Raw genomic sequence first — 15,443 nt, 5'->3', positions numbered from 1 at the left:
ATGAACGAGCGCATTCGTGTAGCCGTGCTGGATGATTACCAGCACGTCGCCAGGCAGATGGCTGACTGGTCACCCCTGGATGCCGTGGCCGATGTCGTCGTATTCCATGACCACGTGGCCGACGAGGCCGAGCTGGCCCGCCGCCTGTCGCCCTTCGATGTCGTTTGCGTGATGCGCGAGCGCACACCGATGACGGCATCGCTGCTCAGTGCCTTGCCGCGCTTGAAGCTCATTGCGTCCACGGGTCGGGCGAACGCGTCGATCGACCTTGAAGCGGCCGCAGCGCACGGTATCGCTGTGTGCCACACAAACTATGCCTCGACACCCACCATCGAGTTCACGTGGGCGGCCATCCTTGGCCTGGCTCGCAACCTCGCCAACGAGACGGCATCGGTGCGCGCAGGCGGTTGGCAGCAAGGGGTGGGCATGGAACTGTCGGGCAAGACACTGGCCCTGCTCGGGCTGGGCCGGATCGGATCGGCCGTGGCGCGTATCGGCCAGGCGTTCGGCATGAACGTGATCGCGTGGAGCCAGAATCTCACTGCCGAGGCCGCCGCGGAACACGGCGTGGAGCGCGTGGAGAAACGGGATCTGTTCGCGCGTGCCGATGTGCTCAGCATCCACGTACGCCTGAGCGAACGCACGCTGGGTCTCGTCGGCGCGGAACAGCTGGCGTGGATGAAACCCACCGCGCGCCTCGTGAACACGTCGCGCGGCCCCATCGTCGATGAGGCCGCGCTGATCGAGGCACTAACCCGTGGCGCCTTGGCCGGCGCTGCGATCGATGTCTACGATCCCGAACCGCTCGCCGCCGACCACCCCTTCCGCCGCTTGCCCAACGTGCTCGCCACGCCGCATGTCGGCTACGTCAGCGAAGAGATGTACCGAACGTTCTACGGCGATACGGTGCGCAACGTGGTCGACTGGATCGGCAAGCTCAATAGCTAGCGACGTCCTTGCCGTCCTTTTCCTTCGGCTTGATCGTCATCAGCTCCAGCGGCTTGCCATCCGGCAGCCGGATCTTCCAGCCCTGCTGGAGGTCCGCCAGATCGTTCAGGCGCGGGCAGATGCCATTGGCCCGGGCCTCAAGGTCCTTCGAGCGCTTGTCCATTTCACGGTTGATGCTCTTGTCGAGCGCATTGGCGCGCGCCGTGAGGGCTTCCATCTTCGCGCTATCGCCTGACAGGGCCGCGGAGACGGCACTCGAAGTGACGGAGCCCACCAGTTCGCCCACGGAATCGGACACGGAGCCCGCCACGGTCTCGGTCATGCGATCGGATGACCAGTGGCCGCTGCCCACGCCTTCGTCGATTTCCTTGAGCGCCTGGGCCTGCTTGCGCTTCAACTTGGCCAGGATGGCTTCGCGCTGGTCCGCTTCCGCGAAGGTCATGGTCACGGTGGTCATCGCATCAAAGCCCATGGAAACGCCAGCCCGGGATACCGCGGCGATCTCGGGGAGCAGCTTGCGCACCGTGTCCTCGTAGCGGCGCAGGGCCTGTGCATCGCTGGCGGATACCGCCACGTCGCGGCCATCCACCTTGAGAGCGCCGTCGTGCAGGAAGATCTTCGTCGGGGCGCCTTCCGTCCGGTGGAAGCTGAGCCCGCCCGGGGTCACGTCCACGTCGTAGCGCGTGCTGTAGTCGTGGTTGCAGCTATCCGTGCTGAAGTTGAAATTGCCTGACGCGGCGGCGGTCCCGGCACTCAGGGCAAGGGCAGCGGCGAGGCCGGCAGTGGCAAACAGATGACGCATGGTCCTTCTCCCCAAGGTGGTCGCCGGCTCTGATGCCCGTGGCGCAGGTATGGTTTAAGCCTCCGCCCACCTGATTGCATGGGTGGTTGGTCACCCCCTGACTTCCGGCAGGGTCAGGACGCCAGGCCGCGCTCCCGGGCGTACTCGGACAGCCGGCTGTCGTGGTCGACACCCAGCTTGCGCATCGCATCGCGCTTCTGCCGGCTCACCGTCTTCACGCTGCGACTCAGGCGCTCTGCAATCTGGGTGATCGACATGCCGCTGACGTAAAGGCGCACGACCTCGATCTCACGCGCGGACAGGCGAACGTCATCCAGCGCGTTCCCCACGAAGTATTCCTCGAACTGCTGGCGAATGGTGTCGCTCAGGAAGGTTCGGCCCGCCACGGCATACCGCACCCCGACTGCCACCTCACGCAGCGGCGCACGCTTGTCACACAGGCACGACGCGCCCCGCGCGCGCATGGTCTGCAGGACAGCGGTGTTGGTCACCATGGTGAGCACGACGATGGGCAGGCGCGGATACCTGCGACGGATGGTGTCGAGGAGGAGCAAGCCATCGCCGTGGCGGCCACCGGGCATCGAGAAATCGGTGACGATGACATCGCAGGGACGGCTGGCGAGCAGATCCAGCAGATGATCGCCATTGGCGGCCTCGCCAACGACTTCGATCCCGGCTGCTTCCAGCGCGGCGCGCGTCCCCATAAGTACGACAGGATGATCGTCGGCAATGATCGTTCGCAAATGCATGGATGCGGCTGCCCTCCGTGTGCCCGATGCGTGAAGAGCGCGGAGAGTAGCGCAAACACATCGCGCGCATTTGTTTCGTGCCGCTAATGCATGGACTGATGCACGGCGCGTACGAAATGCCTCAAATATCGCTGCGATTTTTCAGACTAGTCTGATTTTATTTGTGCGCTGGAGAAGGAATCCTGTAACGAGCGGACAAAGGAATCGTGCTTTATGAGCGGGCAATACATCGAATATCACATCGCGGCCATGGGTCACGCGTGGGGCATCTTTCGTGATGGCACGCAAATTGGCGTGCGTGAGGACGAAGTGGATGCGATCGCGTTTGCGAATTTCTTTGCCGATCGGGAGACGCTGATCGCACCGGTACCGGTGAGAGTGACGGCGGATGCGGGATTGCATCGGGCATTGCGGGAGTTGCGGGCTGCCGCGTAGGCGCGCGACCTGGTACTCAGCGACCGGTGGCGCCGCCCAGGTTGGTCATGTCCAGGTGCAGCAGGCGCAGGCGAGCGATATGGCGGCCGATGGTGGCGCGATCGGGCGATGTCGCCTCCAGGCGCAGGAAGACATCGAGCAGGCGGCGCTCCATGTGTTCCAGGGTGCGGATATAGGTGACATCGGGATCGCTGGAGAGCTTGACCGAGGCCTCCATCATGGTGCGGCGCACGCCGCTCATGGGGCCACCGGCCCGGGCCGGCCGGCCACCGGTGGCCTGGACGGCGCCCTGCAATTCACCGGCGATGGTGGTGAGCGATTCGGCCGATTCCTTGAGGATGGCTTTCAGGCCGGGCTCCCGGACACCCCGGGCAGCCTGCTCATACAGGTCACGATCCGCAATGACTCGGCGGATGAGGCCATTCACGACACGGATCGAGCTGCGTTCCATGGGGTGAAACGTTAGCGCTGGCGGACTTAGCCGCCCCTAAACGGCGAAACCGGTGGTTATCCGCCGGTCATCCACCGGTTTCCAGCAGGAGTAGGGGCTTGCCCGCCGCGTCGTGAAGGCCCGACTGGAGTTCGCCCAGCTGGCGGACCTGCGGGCAGAGGGCCTGGACCCGCGGCCGCAATGCCGAGGTGACCTTGGCGGCCACCCGGCCCTGGGCCCCCGTGGAGACTGCACTGACGCGGTCACGCAAGTCGGCCGCGCCCTGCAGATCGCCGTTCATGGCCAGCTGCATGGCTTCGCTGCCGACATCCTGGGTCAGCAACGGCATGATGTCCGAAACGATTTCCTGGGCGTACTCGCGCATGGCATCTTCCTGCCAATCGCGGGTGCTCTGACTGGCGGCGATCCGCCGCTTGATGTCCGCCACGCGGGTATTCAACACACGGTCCAGCTCGCCGCTGGCAGCGGCACCCGGAGCCGCCGTAGCCGCCTCCTGGCGCACGGCGCGGGCAGCGATATCCACGCCGTCACTGGCGATGGCCTTCACCTTGGGCAACAGGGCCCGCACGTTGCTCTCGAACAGGGCTACCCGGTCCTGTTCATCAGGGCGCAGCGAAACCGCACGGCCGTCCGTGGTGAGGCTGCCGTCATGCATGCGCACGTTTCGTGGTGCCACGTCAGCTCGGTCGAACGCCAGGCTATCGGGGCGCACCGTGAGGTCGTAGGTGCTGGCGAGGTTGCAGGTGGTGCCCAGGTCCTGGGCGGCCGCGCCGCCTGCAAAGCAGGCGGCGACAGCCAGGGCGAACAGACGTGCGGTCATGGGCGATCCGGGGCGAAACCCCTTCGATAGCGCTGGCCGGGCGAATGCCCGCTGAACCATCACAGGGCCGGTGCGGCGAACTGCTGGCGAACACGAACGGTACCGAGCACCCAGGACAGCCAGGCCAGGACGGGCACCGACACGGCCTTGAGCAACAGCCCGACGAACAGGATGTTGCGGTGCTTGGTCCCGGCGGCGAGCAGGTCGGGCGGAAGCCCGGCCTGGCCCAGCACGACGCCAAGCTGCTCCCATTGGCCGAACGCGATCCACGCCGTCCAGGCGGCCCAGACCGCGAGGAGGGTGGCGATGACCCGCATGACGCCGCGGGCGCGCTCACGCCAGCGAAGCGTCGAAAGCGCAATGGCCATCGTAATGAAGGCGGCGATGGCATAACCCACGGACCAGGCCAGGGCAATCTTCGGGTTCATATCCGCGGCGACCGGATCGGACATGGCGAGCACCGCCTGGCCAATCACCACGGCGGCATAGCCATTGATCACGAAGCCGACGGCAGCCAGCAGCATCACCAGCCACACGACGATACGCCAGGGTGCGAAGGGGCGGCCCTGGCCGGGGCCTTTTTTCGCTTCGAACACGCTCAGGCGCCCTTGGCCTTCAGGGCGGCGATGTCAGCAAGCACCTGGCCGGAGTTCTTTTCCGGGTCCACGTCCTTGTACACCTTGACGATCTTGCCGCTGGGATCGATCAGGAAGGTTTCGCGGCGGGCGTACTTCATGCCCATCTTTTCGGTGAGCACGCCGTACTTCGCTGCCACGGCGCTGTCGGCATCGGACAGCAGCGGGAACGGCACGTGGTACTTCTCGGCGAACTCGGCATGCGACTTCACATCATCGAGGCTCACGCCCAGCACCTGGGCGCCGGCCTTGTGCAGCTTGGCGGTGTCATCGCGGTACGTGCAGACCTCGGTGGTGCAGCCGGCCGTGAAATCCTTCGGATAGAAGTAGAGCACCAGCCACTGGCCTTTCTCGGTATCCAGGGTATGCCACTTGCCGTTCTGGTCCTGCAGGTTGAAATCGGGGGCCTTGTCGCCCTCGACGGGGGCAGCGGCCCAGGCCGTGGCGGTTACGAGGCAGAGGGCGACGAGGCTAAGGAAACGGCGCATGGGGAGGCAACCTCAGTGGGGTGGGATCGCGTGAGTGTACTCGCCGCGCCGCAAAGGTTGCGACGTGGGCCGGGCAAAGAAAAGGGGCGCCCGCGTGGACGCCCCTTTTCTTCGAACCGCACCCGCGATTACTTCAGGCGTTCGATCTCGAAGCTGCTCAGGTCCACGCCGAGGTTGAAGCCACGGCCCGTACCGGTAACGGCCAGCGAGACTTCGCCCTTGGTCATGGCGGCGCTCTCGGCGCTCTTTACGACGCCGGCGTTGGCACCACCGCTGGCATAGGAGCCGTAGATCTCGCTGATGCCCTTGACGTTGGTGAACTCGCCCTTGCCGCCTTCGATGCTGAACTTGCCGGCCGTGAGGCCACCGCCGCGGACGTGGATGATCACATCGGCGCTCTGGCCGTTATCGCAGCGCACGTGGCCGCGGCCGTCGGCCTTCTTGTAGATGGCTGCCCAACCCGAGGTGCTGAAGGTCATGTGGCATTTGGTCGCCGCTTCCGCCGCCTGCGCCGGCTGGGCCGCGAAAGCCCCTGCCGCCGCCAGAGCCAGGACAGCCATACCGGTAATGCGCTTGATCATGAGGGTTCTCCGTGTGTGTTGGTGGCAGGAAACTGCGGTGGGAGGATTCTCCACTCACGAATGTGAAGAAACTTGGAGGCGCCTTCCGCCTGTTCAGGAATGAAACGGTTTGGTGGACTCCTCGTGAATCCACTCGCCGGAGACGGGCGTCCGGCCTACCATCGGGCCAAGTCTCACGAAACAGGGAGCGCAGCTATGCCCAAGCACATCCTGGTCGGTTACGACGGCTCGGAAACCGCCCGCCGGGCTTACCTTTTTGCCCTGGAACTAGGCGCTTGCGCCGGCGCCCGGGTCTCCGTCGTGTCGGTCTACCAGATGGAAAACGGGGCTGACACCGCCGCGCTGATGATGGCCGACAGCAGCAAGGAGCGTCTGGCGGCCATCCAGGCTGAGCTTGCCGCCCTCAAAGCCAGCCCGGGAGTCGACCTGGATGTCCAGTTGGTACACGGCAGCCCCGGCGATGCGTTGCTGAGCTATGTGGCCCAAAACGGGGCCGACCATATCGTGATCGGCCATACCGAACGGGGGGCCCTGGCCCGCTGGTTGGTCGGGTCCACCTCCACGGATGTCCTGGCCAAGGCCCGGGTGCCGGTCACGGTGGTTCGGTAAGTCGCCGCGGACGGGGTGCGGCAAGGGGCTCATAGCCACGTTCGCGTGGCTTTGTCACAATTCGGTCAGACGCCCCCCAGAGGGCGAACCAGCTAAGCGATCGAGGAACACCAGCAGTGAGCTACGTTGCCACCTTGCCATGGACGCTCGAATCATTGGACTTCTCGCAGATCGACGTCTCGAAAGTCCGGGAAAACGAAGACCTTTTCTTTCTACTGTGCAGCTCATCGTTCGTGGAGAGCGGCTCCGACCTTTACACGCATAACCTCGTCGACCATTTTGCCGGCGATGACGAACTCCAGGGGTGGCTGCGCGACCACTGGGAACACGAGGAGCTCCAGCACGGTCGCGCGCTGGCGGCTTACGTGCGCCATGTCTGGCCCGAGTTCGACTGGGATGCCGGCTTCAAGGCGTTCTTCGCCCACTACGGCTCCGTGTGCACGTCCGAAGAGCTGGAGCCGAACCGCGGGCTCGAACTCGCGGCGCGCTGCGTCGTGGAGACCGGCACGGCCAGCCTGTACCGGGCGCTCAACGACGTGACCGACGAACCCGTGCTGCGCGACCTCACCAATCGCATCAAGAGCGATGAGGTGCGCCACTACAAGCACTTCTACCAGGCGTTCCGCATTTACCGCGAGCGTGACCGCATCAGCCGCTTCAGCACGTTGCGCACGCTGCTCAAGCGCCTGAGCGAGATCAAGAACGAGGACAGCGATATCGCGCTACGCCACGTGTTCAACACGCGCTACCCGGACAAGGCCCACGACGATGCGGAATTCCGCCGCGTCACGACCAAGGCCGAGGGCATGTTGAAGCGGCATATCCCGGCGGAAATGACGGTAAAGATGCTGCTGCGCCCGCTGGATCTGCCGGCGCGCGTAAACAGCTTCCTCGAGAAGCCGCTGACGCGCATCACCGAAAAGCTGTTCCTGCACTAGATACGCCACCCGTAGGAGCCCACCCCGTGGGCGACATCTTTTCGCGACAATACCGCAAACCTGCGGTGCTTCCGCGAACAGCCTCGCTCACAGGGTGAGCTCCTGCATGCGGCTATTTTTTCTTCTTCGGCAGGTCCTGCCACTTCGCCGAATCGTACCCGCCGGTCTCAAACACCAGCGTGGTCTCGCCGCGGGACACCGTCACCACGTTGATCTCCAGGCGTTTCGTGCCGGCCAGATCCTTCAGGAACTGGGCATCGTTGCGGAACAGCAGCGCCGGCTCGCCGGTCGGCGGGCGGAACGCCTTGATCACCTTGGCCTTGCCATCAAAGCTGGCCTTGAGCGAGCAATCGCCCTTGCACACGAAGCCCTTGCCGGCCACCGCATACAGGAACACGCTCTGGCCCCAGTCCGTATGCCTGCGCAGGATCAGGCGTACCTGCTCCTCGCCCGTGGGTCGCGATGACTGGATGGTGGCCGTACTCTGCGTACCGCCCTGCATTGGCGACACCTGGTAGAGCCACAACGCCGCCAGTCGATTCTTCTCGGTCGTTTCCTTGTAGGCCTTCTCCATCGGCTCGAGCGTCTTCTTCACCTCCGCCGCCGCTGGCGAATCGGGGTACTTGTCGACGATCTCGTGGCCGGCCTGCACCGCCAGGCCATCGTTGTGCAGCTTCAGAAGCTGGTTGTAGGTCTCGAGCTTCTTCGCCGCCTCGGCATTGGCATCTTCGGCCGGGGCCTGCTGTTGGGCAGCTTGCTGGTCCGCTTGCTGCGAACAGGCGCTGGCGAGTGCGGTAAGGGCGATGATGGCGGCGATGCGGCGCATGATATTGCGGTTCCCGGCGTGAAAGGCCGTAGCTTCGCGCGCAAACGGCGCCACTGGCAAGGCGTGGCCTAAAACGAGCGTAAAATCGGCGGACGCCCCAAGGACGCCCCATGTCGTCGACTTCCCAAGAGACCTCCCTCTTCCGCTACCCCGCGTTCATCCAGTTCTGGTTTGCCAAGAACGCCTCGAGTTTCGGCTTCCAGATGATGTCCGTCGCCGTGGGCTGGCAGATCTATTCGATCACCGGCCGCGCCCTGGACCTGGGCCTGATTGGCCTGGTGCAGTTCATTCCTTCCGTACTGCTCGCGCTGCCCGCCGGCCACGTAGCCGACCAGTTCGACCGCCGGCGCATCGTGCGCACGTGCCAGGCGATCGAGTGGTTGGCTATCGCCCTGCTCGCCGCTTTCACGTTCAGTGGCCACATCAACGAAGCAGGCATCCTCGCGCTGGTCTTCGTGGTCGGCGTGGCCAAGGCCTTCGAATTCCCGGCCATGCAATCGATGTTGCCGGCGCTGGTGCCGCTCACGATCCTGCCACGGGCCACCGCAGCCAGTGCCGCCGCAGGGCAGGCCGCCATGATCGCCGGCCCCGCACTGGGCGGCTTGCTCTACGTGGCCGGCCCAGCCGTCGTGTATGGCGTCTCGGCGTTTCTTTATCTGGGTGCGTTGGTCTTCATGTCGCGCCTGCGCTACGACCACGCCCCGCCGCGGCGCGAACCGGCTACGTTGAAAACGCTGTTCGCTGGCGTGCACTTCATCCGCAGCCGCCCGGCTGTCCTCGGCGTCATCTCGCTGGATCTGTTCGCCGTATTACTTGGCGGCGCCACCGCGCTGCTTCCCATCTTCGCAAAAGACATCCTGCACACGGGCCCCTGGGGCCTGGGCCTGTTGCGCGCGGCGCCGGCCGTGGGCGCCCTGCTCATGTCGATCTGGCTCTCGTCGCATAGCCTCAAGCGACGCGTGGGACCGATCATGTTCGCGTCCGTCGCCGGCTTCGGCGTCGCCACCCTGGTATTCGCGGTATCCACCTCGTTGTGGCTGTCCATGGGCGCCCTGTTCGCCCTCGGCGCATTCGACATGGTGAGCATGGTGATTCGCGGCGCACTGGTGCAGCTGGATACGCCCGATGACATGCGAGGTCGCGTCAGTGCCGTCAATGCCATCTTCATCAATACCTCCAACCAGCTGGGTGAGTTCGAGTCCGGCATCCTTGCCGCCGCCCTCGGTGCCGTAAACGCCACCCTGATCGGTGGTCTCGGCACCCTGGTAGTGGTGGGCCTGTGGATGTGGTGGTTCCCCTCCCTGCGCCGCCGCCAGGGCCTGGCCGATGACCCCGAACCGGTCGAGGGCGCCAGCAACACGATCTGACAGGGCGCAAAAAACGTGGTATGACATGGACGTCTATACCGCCAAGGGGAAGTTCGTCATGAAGTACGTGCTCGCCGCCGCCCTGCTCGCTGCCGCCGCCCCTGCGTGGGCAGCGCACGAAGGTCCCGCCAGTCTCGATGCCGCCCTTGCCCAGGGCAAGCGCGAGCACAAGCCGGTCCTCGTCGATTTCCAGGCGGTGTGGTGTTACTCGTGCTACTTCATGGCCAGCCACGTGCTTAACGGCAAGGAGTGGAATGATCTTTCGAAGAAGGTGATCTTCTACGAAGCCGATGCCGACAAGCCGGCTGACCAGGCGTACATGAAGAAATGGACCGTGCATTTCCTTCCCACGTACGTCGCCATTGGCCCGGACGGTGAAGAGCTCGGCCGCATCCTTGCCGAACGCCCGCGCGACAAGTTCTACCCCGAGATCAACGGCATCCTTTCCGGCGATGCGAAGCTTTCAAAGCTCAAGGCCGATGCCACCAAGGGATCGATGGCTGCCGTGGCCGAGGTGCTTGAAACCTACAACCTGCGCTATGCCGGCGCGGAAGGCATGGCCTGGTTCGAGACGCTGCCACCGATGGTTCGCAACGTATCGGACAAGGACAAGCGCGTCGCCGTGGCCAAGCAGCGGTTGCTGCTTCTTCAGGCCAAGGCCAACAAGGACAATGCAGGCATCAGCGATGCGGCCACCAGGCTGCTGGCGGGCGATATCGGTTGCGACCGTGCTTACGTGCTCGACGACCTGATCGGCGCCACCGAAACGCAAGCGGCGGATGCACGCAAGGCGCTCCTTACGCCCCAGAAAGCAACCTACGATCAGTTCCTCACCACCCAGGTGTTCTCGCCCTCGCCGGCGTGCGCGGACGAGCGTAGCTCGGTGCTTGCCGGCGCGGATCTGGATGCGGCCATTGGCGATACGGCCGCCGAGCAAGCGGTGCTGCGCAAGGGCGTCGATTCCAGCAAGGCCAAGCTGCACGGCGATCTAAAGAGTGATCGCAACGCGGCGGACAACCTGCGTGTATACCTCGTGCGCGCCAAGGCCGGCGATGAGCTGGACACGCTGGAGAAGCAGCTGATCGCGGCCTATCCGGAAGACTACGTCTACAACTACCGCTACGGCCGCCGGCTTGTCGAAAGCGGCAAGGCGGCCGAAGGCCTGCCGTATCTCGAGGCCGCTGCAAAGAAAGCCTACGGTGCGAACCGCTTCTCCGTGGCCACGTATCGCGTGAAGGCACTGCGCGCGCTCAATCGCGATGACGAGGCGAAGAAGCTGGTCGCACAGACGGTCGCCGCCGATGGGAAAGCATTCCCTGAGCAGACGAAGAAGCTGGAGGATACGTTGAAGTCGTGAGTTAGCCGCTTGACCGCTTTACCGGCTGTTCGCAGGCAAGCGCGTGAACAGCCGGTAAAGCTGGTGGACTCACGTCTGCGATGTGCCGTAGGCCACGCTATCCAAGTGCTCCACGCGGAAAATGGTATCCAGCGACACCATCGCTGACCAGTCCGGCCTGTCGTTGTCAATCAGCTTCACCACGCCGTTGATGCCCTCGGTGCCATGGGCATCAACAAAGCTCTGCACCGTAGGCACGACGGCAACGATGCCTGTCATGCTGGACCCATCACGCAGGTGCACCCTGACTTTCGCGTTGTCCCTTAACTCGCCCACCAGGGCTTGCAGCCGCTGTATGGACCCCGGATCGGTGTGAACGGTATCGGCTTCGCGGCCCATGGCCTGGCTCCTCGGGAAGGCAGGCCCAGAAGCTACTCCGCTGGTGTCGATGGAATGTCGACGTAGTGCACTGCTACGCTGCGCGCGCCTTTTCCGTATCGAGCGTCGTCATGATCGTTGTCCACCACCTGAACAACTCCCGCTCCCAGCGTGTCCTCTGGCTGCTGGAGGAGCTTGGCCTTCCGTACGAGATCATGCGCTACGAGCGTGATCCGAAGACCATGCTGGCTCCGAAGGCGTTGCGTGACATCCACCCGCTGGGCAAGTCGCCCGTCGTGGTCGACGGCGACCTGGTCCTGGCGGAGTCCGGTGCCATCGTGGAGTACCTGGTGGATCGCTATGGCAACGGCCGGCTAAAACCGGCGCCCGGCACACCCGAAAGCCTGCGCTTCACGTATTTCATGCATTACGCGGAGGGATCGGCCATGCCGCCCCTACTGCTCAAACTCGTCTTCGTACGGATGGAGACCGCCCCGGTGCCGTTCTTCGCCAAGCCCGTGGCGCGCATGCTCGCCCGCGGCGCCCAGAAGGCCTTCGTCGATCCCCAGCTCAAGACCCACCTCGACTACCTGGAAGGCGAAATCGGCAAGACCGGCTGGTTCGCAGGCAGCGAATTCAGCGCTGCCGACATCCAGATGAGCTTCCCCATCGAGGCGGCCTCCAGCCGTGGCGGGTTGGACGCCTCCCGCCCCCACCTGTGGGCGTGGCTGCAGAAGATCCACGCGCGCCCCGCATTCCAGGCCGCCCTGGCGCGCGGCGGTGAGTACGCATTCGCATCCCCTCGATAAGGCTGAACGCCGCTCAACCCGCCCCTAGCCTGTTTACACGGCAATCACGGACGGCCCAGCAAAGTCGTTACCCGACCGTAACGCTTTGCAGAGGAAGCCGTCCGATGAGCAGAAACCGCGAATTCGCGCGTCAGGTCGAGAGCGCCGTCAACGGTGTATCGGGTCGCGTCCGTCACTACGGCGATGAGGCCTATGACACCGGTCGCGACCTGCTCGACCGCACGCGCCGTGTCACCAACAAGTTCGCCCGCAAGAACAGCGGCCAGAAGATTCGCTACATGGCAGAGGATTTTGCCGACGAGGCGACCTACCAGTACCGCCGCCTCCGCAAGCAGGTACGCCGCAATCCGGCGATCACCATTGGCATCGCCGCGGCGGCCATCGGCACCTTCCTGCTCATCCGTCACGCGCTGCGCGACGACGATTGAACCTGTCGCTAGGGACAGGGGAAGGCCGGGAGCAATCCCGGCCTTTTTTTGTGCGTACGTGGTAGCTACAGAAGAGAGAAATCCCTTACAGATTTCATAGCTCATGGCTGACTTGTTCGGAAGCCGAGCGCCATTACGATCCCTTGCTCCTTCGCCAGATCACGAGCGACAGCGTGGCAACCCTTTCCTTCCGCCGCATGGCTCTCGTGGTAGCGGTACTTTGGGGCGCTCTTCACCTCCCCCTTCTTCTTGGCATACGCGTTCTGCCGGGGGACGCGCTATTCGAATTCTTCCCCATGGCATACTTCAATGCTCACTCCCTTCGTGAGGGTGTAGCGCCATGGTGGAACCCGTATATCTTCGCCGGTTACCCACAGATCGCCGATCCCCAGGCGATGCTGTTTTCGCCACTCCTCACGGGCTGGATGCTGCTGCGATCTGAGCCCACCATGTCGTGGTTCGTCATCGGCGCCCTGCTTCATCTCTATGTCGGCGGCCTGAGCATGCTGGCCTTGCTACGGCAGTTGAGGGTGAACGATGTCGGGACATTAGTAGGCACGGCCGTTTTCATGGCAGGCGGCGTAGCCGCTTCGCGCATCCAGCATGTCCCCATCCTCATCGTTTATAGCCTTGCCCCGCTGGCGATGTTCTGCGTCCTTCGCCTGGCAAACGCACCCACCTGGCCTCGTGCGCTGGCCCTAGGTGCTGTTGCCGCCATGCTCCTGGTCGTTCCAGTGCAACTCACGTACCTCACCGGCATCATGCTCGCCGGCTTCGCGGCCGCACTTGCCATACGGCGATGGCCCACCTGGTGCAGACGGGCGCGAGAGACGTATCTGGGTGGTCTTGCATTCGCCGCTGTCGTAGCGCTCCTGCTGGCTGCGCCACAACTTCTGTTCACCTACGCCTTCGTCGCCATATCGAACAGGCCAGAACTGACATTGGGCGCAGCGACCGAGTTGAGTATCACGTGGTCGACCCTTCAGACGTTCCTGTTACCGAACGCACTACACAATCTTCGGGGAAGCTACGCGGGGCCGGCCGATGCTATCGAGACCTTTTACTGGATTGGCGCGCTCCCTTTACTTCTTTCATTGCTAGGGGCAAAGAAGGCGTGGAGAGAGTCATCGCACCGGGGCTACCTCCTCTTCTTTCTCGCCGTCGCCATCACCTCGATGCTGTTCATGCTCGGAAGACACACGGGATTTTATGAGGCTCTTTACTATGCACTCCCCGGCGTAAAGCAGTTCCGGCGGCCGTCCGATGCGGGCTATCTTCTGAACCTCGCGGTGGCGCTAGCCGTTGGCATCGCATCAAGTCACGTTGACCTGAGCTCCCGCAGCGTCCGTGTAGCCACCCTGACCGGCACGACTGCGTGGCTACTCCTGGCTAGCCTGACGATGCGTGGCGAGCTAGAAGGCTGGCAGGCAGCAACCATCGTGGCCCCCATCGTCTCGCTCTCAGCGGCCATCCTCCTTCGGCGCCAGATAAGCCAGCAAGGGGTCTTGTGGGCCGTGGCTTTCGTTATCGTGGCCGACTACCGTGCGTTCAGCCTGAACGGTGAATTCAATCAACGTGGCGATCGGACAGCCAAATTCATGAAGAACGGTGCGGCGGGAGCGGTCGCCGCCGCTTTGGCATCGGGTGGATCCGACGGACCCGCGCGTTTGGCGCTCGGCCCTCGCATAGAGGCCGCAGATCTGCCAGCCAACTGGAAGAACAACGTCATCCTCAGGGCCATCCCCGCAACGCAAGGATACGGTCCGCTCCGATGGGCCATGTGGGACCGATGGTACGGGCCCTACGCGGACGGAAACGGGCCCCGGCCGACCTCCCCCTATAACCCTGACCCGACGAGCAACCTCAACCGGCTCCTGGGGGTCCGCTACATCGTTGCGCCGGCGGCGGCGGACATTTCGGCGTGGACATCGCCGCCGTTGCGACAGATCCACGCCGATGCACATTCTCAGGTCCTGGAGGTCGACGCTTTGCCTCGCGCATTCAGTCCTAGGAACGCGACGATCCTGGACGTGCGGCAAAATCCTTCGCCCGAGGCGTTCGCCAGCGCGAACCTTGCCAACACCGTCTTCCTGACACCCCGATCACAGGGAGAAGTCGCGAACCTGCGTCAGGCGGTCGAGAACTGCGCGGGCGGCTCAGCCACCGTGAAGAATGGGCATACGACAAACGTCCGCGTGACCTTGCAGGTTGAAGCGCATCGTGCCGCGTGGATCGTCCTGTCAGACCTCGACTTCCCGGGTTGGCAGGCCGAGGTCGACAGCGTTCCAGCAAGCCACTATCGCGCAAATGGGCTGTTGCGCGCGATCTGTGTGCCAGCGGGACGACACGAGGTAACGTTTGGGTTTAATCCCTGGCGCATGGTCCGCCTCGTACTCGACGATGCCGACCAATGGCGTTGAGCGGCGGTCACATAACGGTGAGTGCCTTCGTTTGGGCGCAAGCGCCGGCCCTTACGGCACCGGTGGTTTATCAACAGGATGCTGCTCCACGATCTTCTCCACGCGCCAGTGAATGCGTGATGCGTCTGCCGGGGGATTCTTCACTTCCAGTTCGGTGATCTTCACCAGGTACTCGTTGCCGGGCTTCCAATCGAAGTTATCGATGGGTGCGTAGTTCAACTGCCAGGGTTGATTGGGCTGGTCGCGGTATTGCAGGCACTCGGTCTTCATCACGCCGGCGCTGCAGGGTGCCTTTTCCGCAGCGATGTAGACAAGCCGCTCGCGCGAGCCGTGGTGATCGCTGGTGGTGGCGCAGGCGGCGAGTGCCAGGGTCGCCAGGGAGATGAGTGCGTGACGCATCGGCGGTGATTCCTTGAGAGCTGG

19 protein-coding genes are annotated in these 15,443 nt (G+C 63.9%); 9 read left to right on the top strand and 10 right to left on the bottom strand.

Annotated elements, in window-relative coordinates:
- Complete coding sequence (locus tag L2Y97_RS02340) at window positions 1–948, top strand: D-2-hydroxyacid dehydrogenase family protein (RefSeq protein ID WP_247432474.1); 948 nt, start codon at window positions 1–3, stop codon at window positions 946–948.
- Here L2Y97_RS02340 and L2Y97_RS02335 read toward each other — a convergent pair.
- Window positions 938–1,750: a DUF2884 family protein gene (locus L2Y97_RS02335; protein ID WP_247432471.1), complete on the bottom strand. Its 813-nt coding sequence runs from the start codon at window positions 1,748–1,750 to the stop codon at window positions 938–940. The genes L2Y97_RS02340 and L2Y97_RS02335 overlap by 11 nt on opposite strands.
- Before the next feature lie 113 nt (window positions 1,751–1,863).
- Window positions 1,864–2,499, bottom strand: a complete 636-nt coding sequence (locus L2Y97_RS02330) for a response regulator (protein WP_247432469.1) — start codon at window positions 2,497–2,499, stop codon at window positions 1,864–1,866.
- Between the two features lie 213 nt (window positions 2,500–2,712).
- Here L2Y97_RS02330 and L2Y97_RS02325 point away from each other — a divergent pair, with 213 nt between their 5' ends.
- Window positions 2,713–2,934, top strand: coding sequence for a hypothetical protein (locus tag L2Y97_RS02325; RefSeq protein WP_247432466.1), 222 nt, complete (start codon window positions 2,713–2,715; stop codon window positions 2,932–2,934).
- Between the two features lie 16 nt (window positions 2,935–2,950).
- Here the strand turns inward: L2Y97_RS02325 and L2Y97_RS02320 are convergent, their stop codons facing one another.
- From L2Y97_RS02320 to L2Y97_RS02300, 5 genes are all read right to left on the bottom strand, one after another.
- The gene (locus L2Y97_RS02320; RefSeq protein ID WP_247432463.1) at window positions 2,951–3,385 is read right to left on the bottom strand and encodes a PA2169 family four-helix-bundle protein; all 435 of its coding nucleotides are present in this window, start codon (window positions 3,383–3,385) and stop codon (window positions 2,951–2,953) included.
- A gap of 67 nt (window positions 3,386–3,452) precedes the next feature.
- Window positions 3,453–4,205 (bottom strand): DUF2884 family protein, encoded by a 753-nt coding sequence (locus L2Y97_RS02315; protein WP_247432461.1) that lies wholly within the window; start codon window positions 4,203–4,205, stop codon window positions 3,453–3,455.
- 59 nt (window positions 4,206–4,264) lie between these two features.
- The gene (locus L2Y97_RS02310) at window positions 4,265–4,801 is read right to left on the bottom strand and encodes a hypothetical protein (RefSeq protein WP_247432459.1); all 537 of its coding nucleotides are present in this window, start codon (window positions 4,799–4,801) and stop codon (window positions 4,265–4,267) included.
- Window positions 4,802–4,803: 2 nt separating this feature from the next.
- A complete protein-coding gene (locus L2Y97_RS02305; RefSeq protein ID WP_247432456.1) occupies window positions 4,804–5,328 on the bottom strand; it encodes a peroxiredoxin in 525 nt (174 codons plus the stop codon).
- 128 nt (window positions 5,329–5,456) lie between these two features.
- Window positions 5,457–5,909, bottom strand: coding sequence for a hypothetical protein (locus L2Y97_RS02300; protein ID WP_247432453.1), 453 nt, complete (start codon window positions 5,907–5,909; stop codon window positions 5,457–5,459).
- Between the two features lie 195 nt (window positions 5,910–6,104).
- On the opposite strand from L2Y97_RS02300, the gene L2Y97_RS02295 reads away from it, so the two are divergent.
- Together L2Y97_RS02295 and L2Y97_RS02290 are read left to right on the top strand one after the other, a co-directional pair.
- Window positions 6,105–6,518: a universal stress protein gene (locus tag L2Y97_RS02295; RefSeq protein ID WP_247432451.1), complete on the top strand. Its 414-nt coding sequence runs from the start codon at window positions 6,105–6,107 to the stop codon at window positions 6,516–6,518.
- A gap of 116 nt (window positions 6,519–6,634) precedes the next feature.
- Window positions 6,635–7,456: a ferritin-like domain-containing protein gene (locus L2Y97_RS02290; protein WP_247432448.1), complete on the top strand. Its 822-nt coding sequence runs from the start codon at window positions 6,635–6,637 to the stop codon at window positions 7,454–7,456.
- A 112-nt stretch (window positions 7,457–7,568) separates the two neighbouring features.
- Here the strand turns inward: L2Y97_RS02290 and L2Y97_RS02285 are convergent, their stop codons facing one another.
- Window positions 7,569–8,282, bottom strand: a complete 714-nt coding sequence (locus tag L2Y97_RS02285; protein WP_247432445.1) for a hypothetical protein — start codon at window positions 8,280–8,282, stop codon at window positions 7,569–7,571.
- Between the two features lie 110 nt (window positions 8,283–8,392).
- Between L2Y97_RS02285 and L2Y97_RS02280 the strand changes: the two genes are divergently transcribed.
- Together L2Y97_RS02280 and L2Y97_RS02275 are read left to right on the top strand one after the other, a co-directional pair.
- A complete protein-coding gene (locus L2Y97_RS02280) occupies window positions 8,393–9,649 on the top strand; it encodes an MFS transporter (protein ID WP_247432442.1) in 1,257 nt (418 codons plus the stop codon).
- A 25-nt stretch (window positions 9,650–9,674) separates the two neighbouring features.
- Window positions 9,675–11,006: a thioredoxin family protein gene (locus L2Y97_RS02275; RefSeq protein WP_247432439.1), complete on the top strand. Its 1,332-nt coding sequence runs from the start codon at window positions 9,675–9,677 to the stop codon at window positions 11,004–11,006.
- 69 nt (window positions 11,007–11,075) lie between these two features.
- Here the strand turns inward: L2Y97_RS02275 and L2Y97_RS02270 are convergent, their stop codons facing one another.
- Window positions 11,076–11,384 (bottom strand): DUF3247 family protein, encoded by a 309-nt coding sequence (locus tag L2Y97_RS02270; protein WP_247432437.1) that lies wholly within the window; start codon window positions 11,382–11,384, stop codon window positions 11,076–11,078.
- Between the two features lie 110 nt (window positions 11,385–11,494).
- Between L2Y97_RS02270 and L2Y97_RS02265 the strand changes: the two genes are divergently transcribed.
- From L2Y97_RS02265 to L2Y97_RS02255, 3 genes are all read left to right on the top strand, one after another.
- Window positions 11,495–12,172 (top strand): glutathione S-transferase, encoded by a 678-nt coding sequence (locus tag L2Y97_RS02265; RefSeq protein WP_247432435.1) that lies wholly within the window; start codon window positions 11,495–11,497, stop codon window positions 12,170–12,172.
- A 104-nt stretch (window positions 12,173–12,276) separates the two neighbouring features.
- Complete coding sequence (locus L2Y97_RS02260) at window positions 12,277–12,600, top strand: hypothetical protein (RefSeq protein ID WP_247432432.1); 324 nt, start codon at window positions 12,277–12,279, stop codon at window positions 12,598–12,600.
- Between the two features lie 296 nt (window positions 12,601–12,896).
- On the top strand, window positions 12,897–15,020 hold the full coding sequence (locus L2Y97_RS02255; protein ID WP_247432429.1) for a hypothetical protein: 2,124 nt from the start codon (window positions 12,897–12,899) through the stop codon (window positions 15,018–15,020).
- Between the two features lie 51 nt (window positions 15,021–15,071).
- Here the strand turns inward: L2Y97_RS02255 and L2Y97_RS02250 are convergent, their stop codons facing one another.
- Window positions 15,072–15,419 carry a DUF4377 domain-containing protein gene (locus tag L2Y97_RS02250; protein ID WP_247432427.1) on the bottom strand — a complete coding sequence of 116 codons (348 nt, stop codon included), beginning with the start codon at window positions 15,417–15,419 and terminating at the stop codon, window positions 15,072–15,074.
- Window positions 15,420–15,443 lie beyond the last annotated feature (24 nt).

Origin of the sequence: Luteibacter aegosomatissinici, assembly GCF_023078495.1 — a bacterium.
In the GTDB taxonomy this organism is placed as follows: domain Bacteria; phylum Pseudomonadota; class Gammaproteobacteria; order Xanthomonadales; family Rhodanobacteraceae; genus Luteibacter; species Luteibacter aegosomatissinici.
Note: the sequence above shows the minus strand (reverse complement) of the source record. Positions and strands in the feature narration are given on the sequence as shown.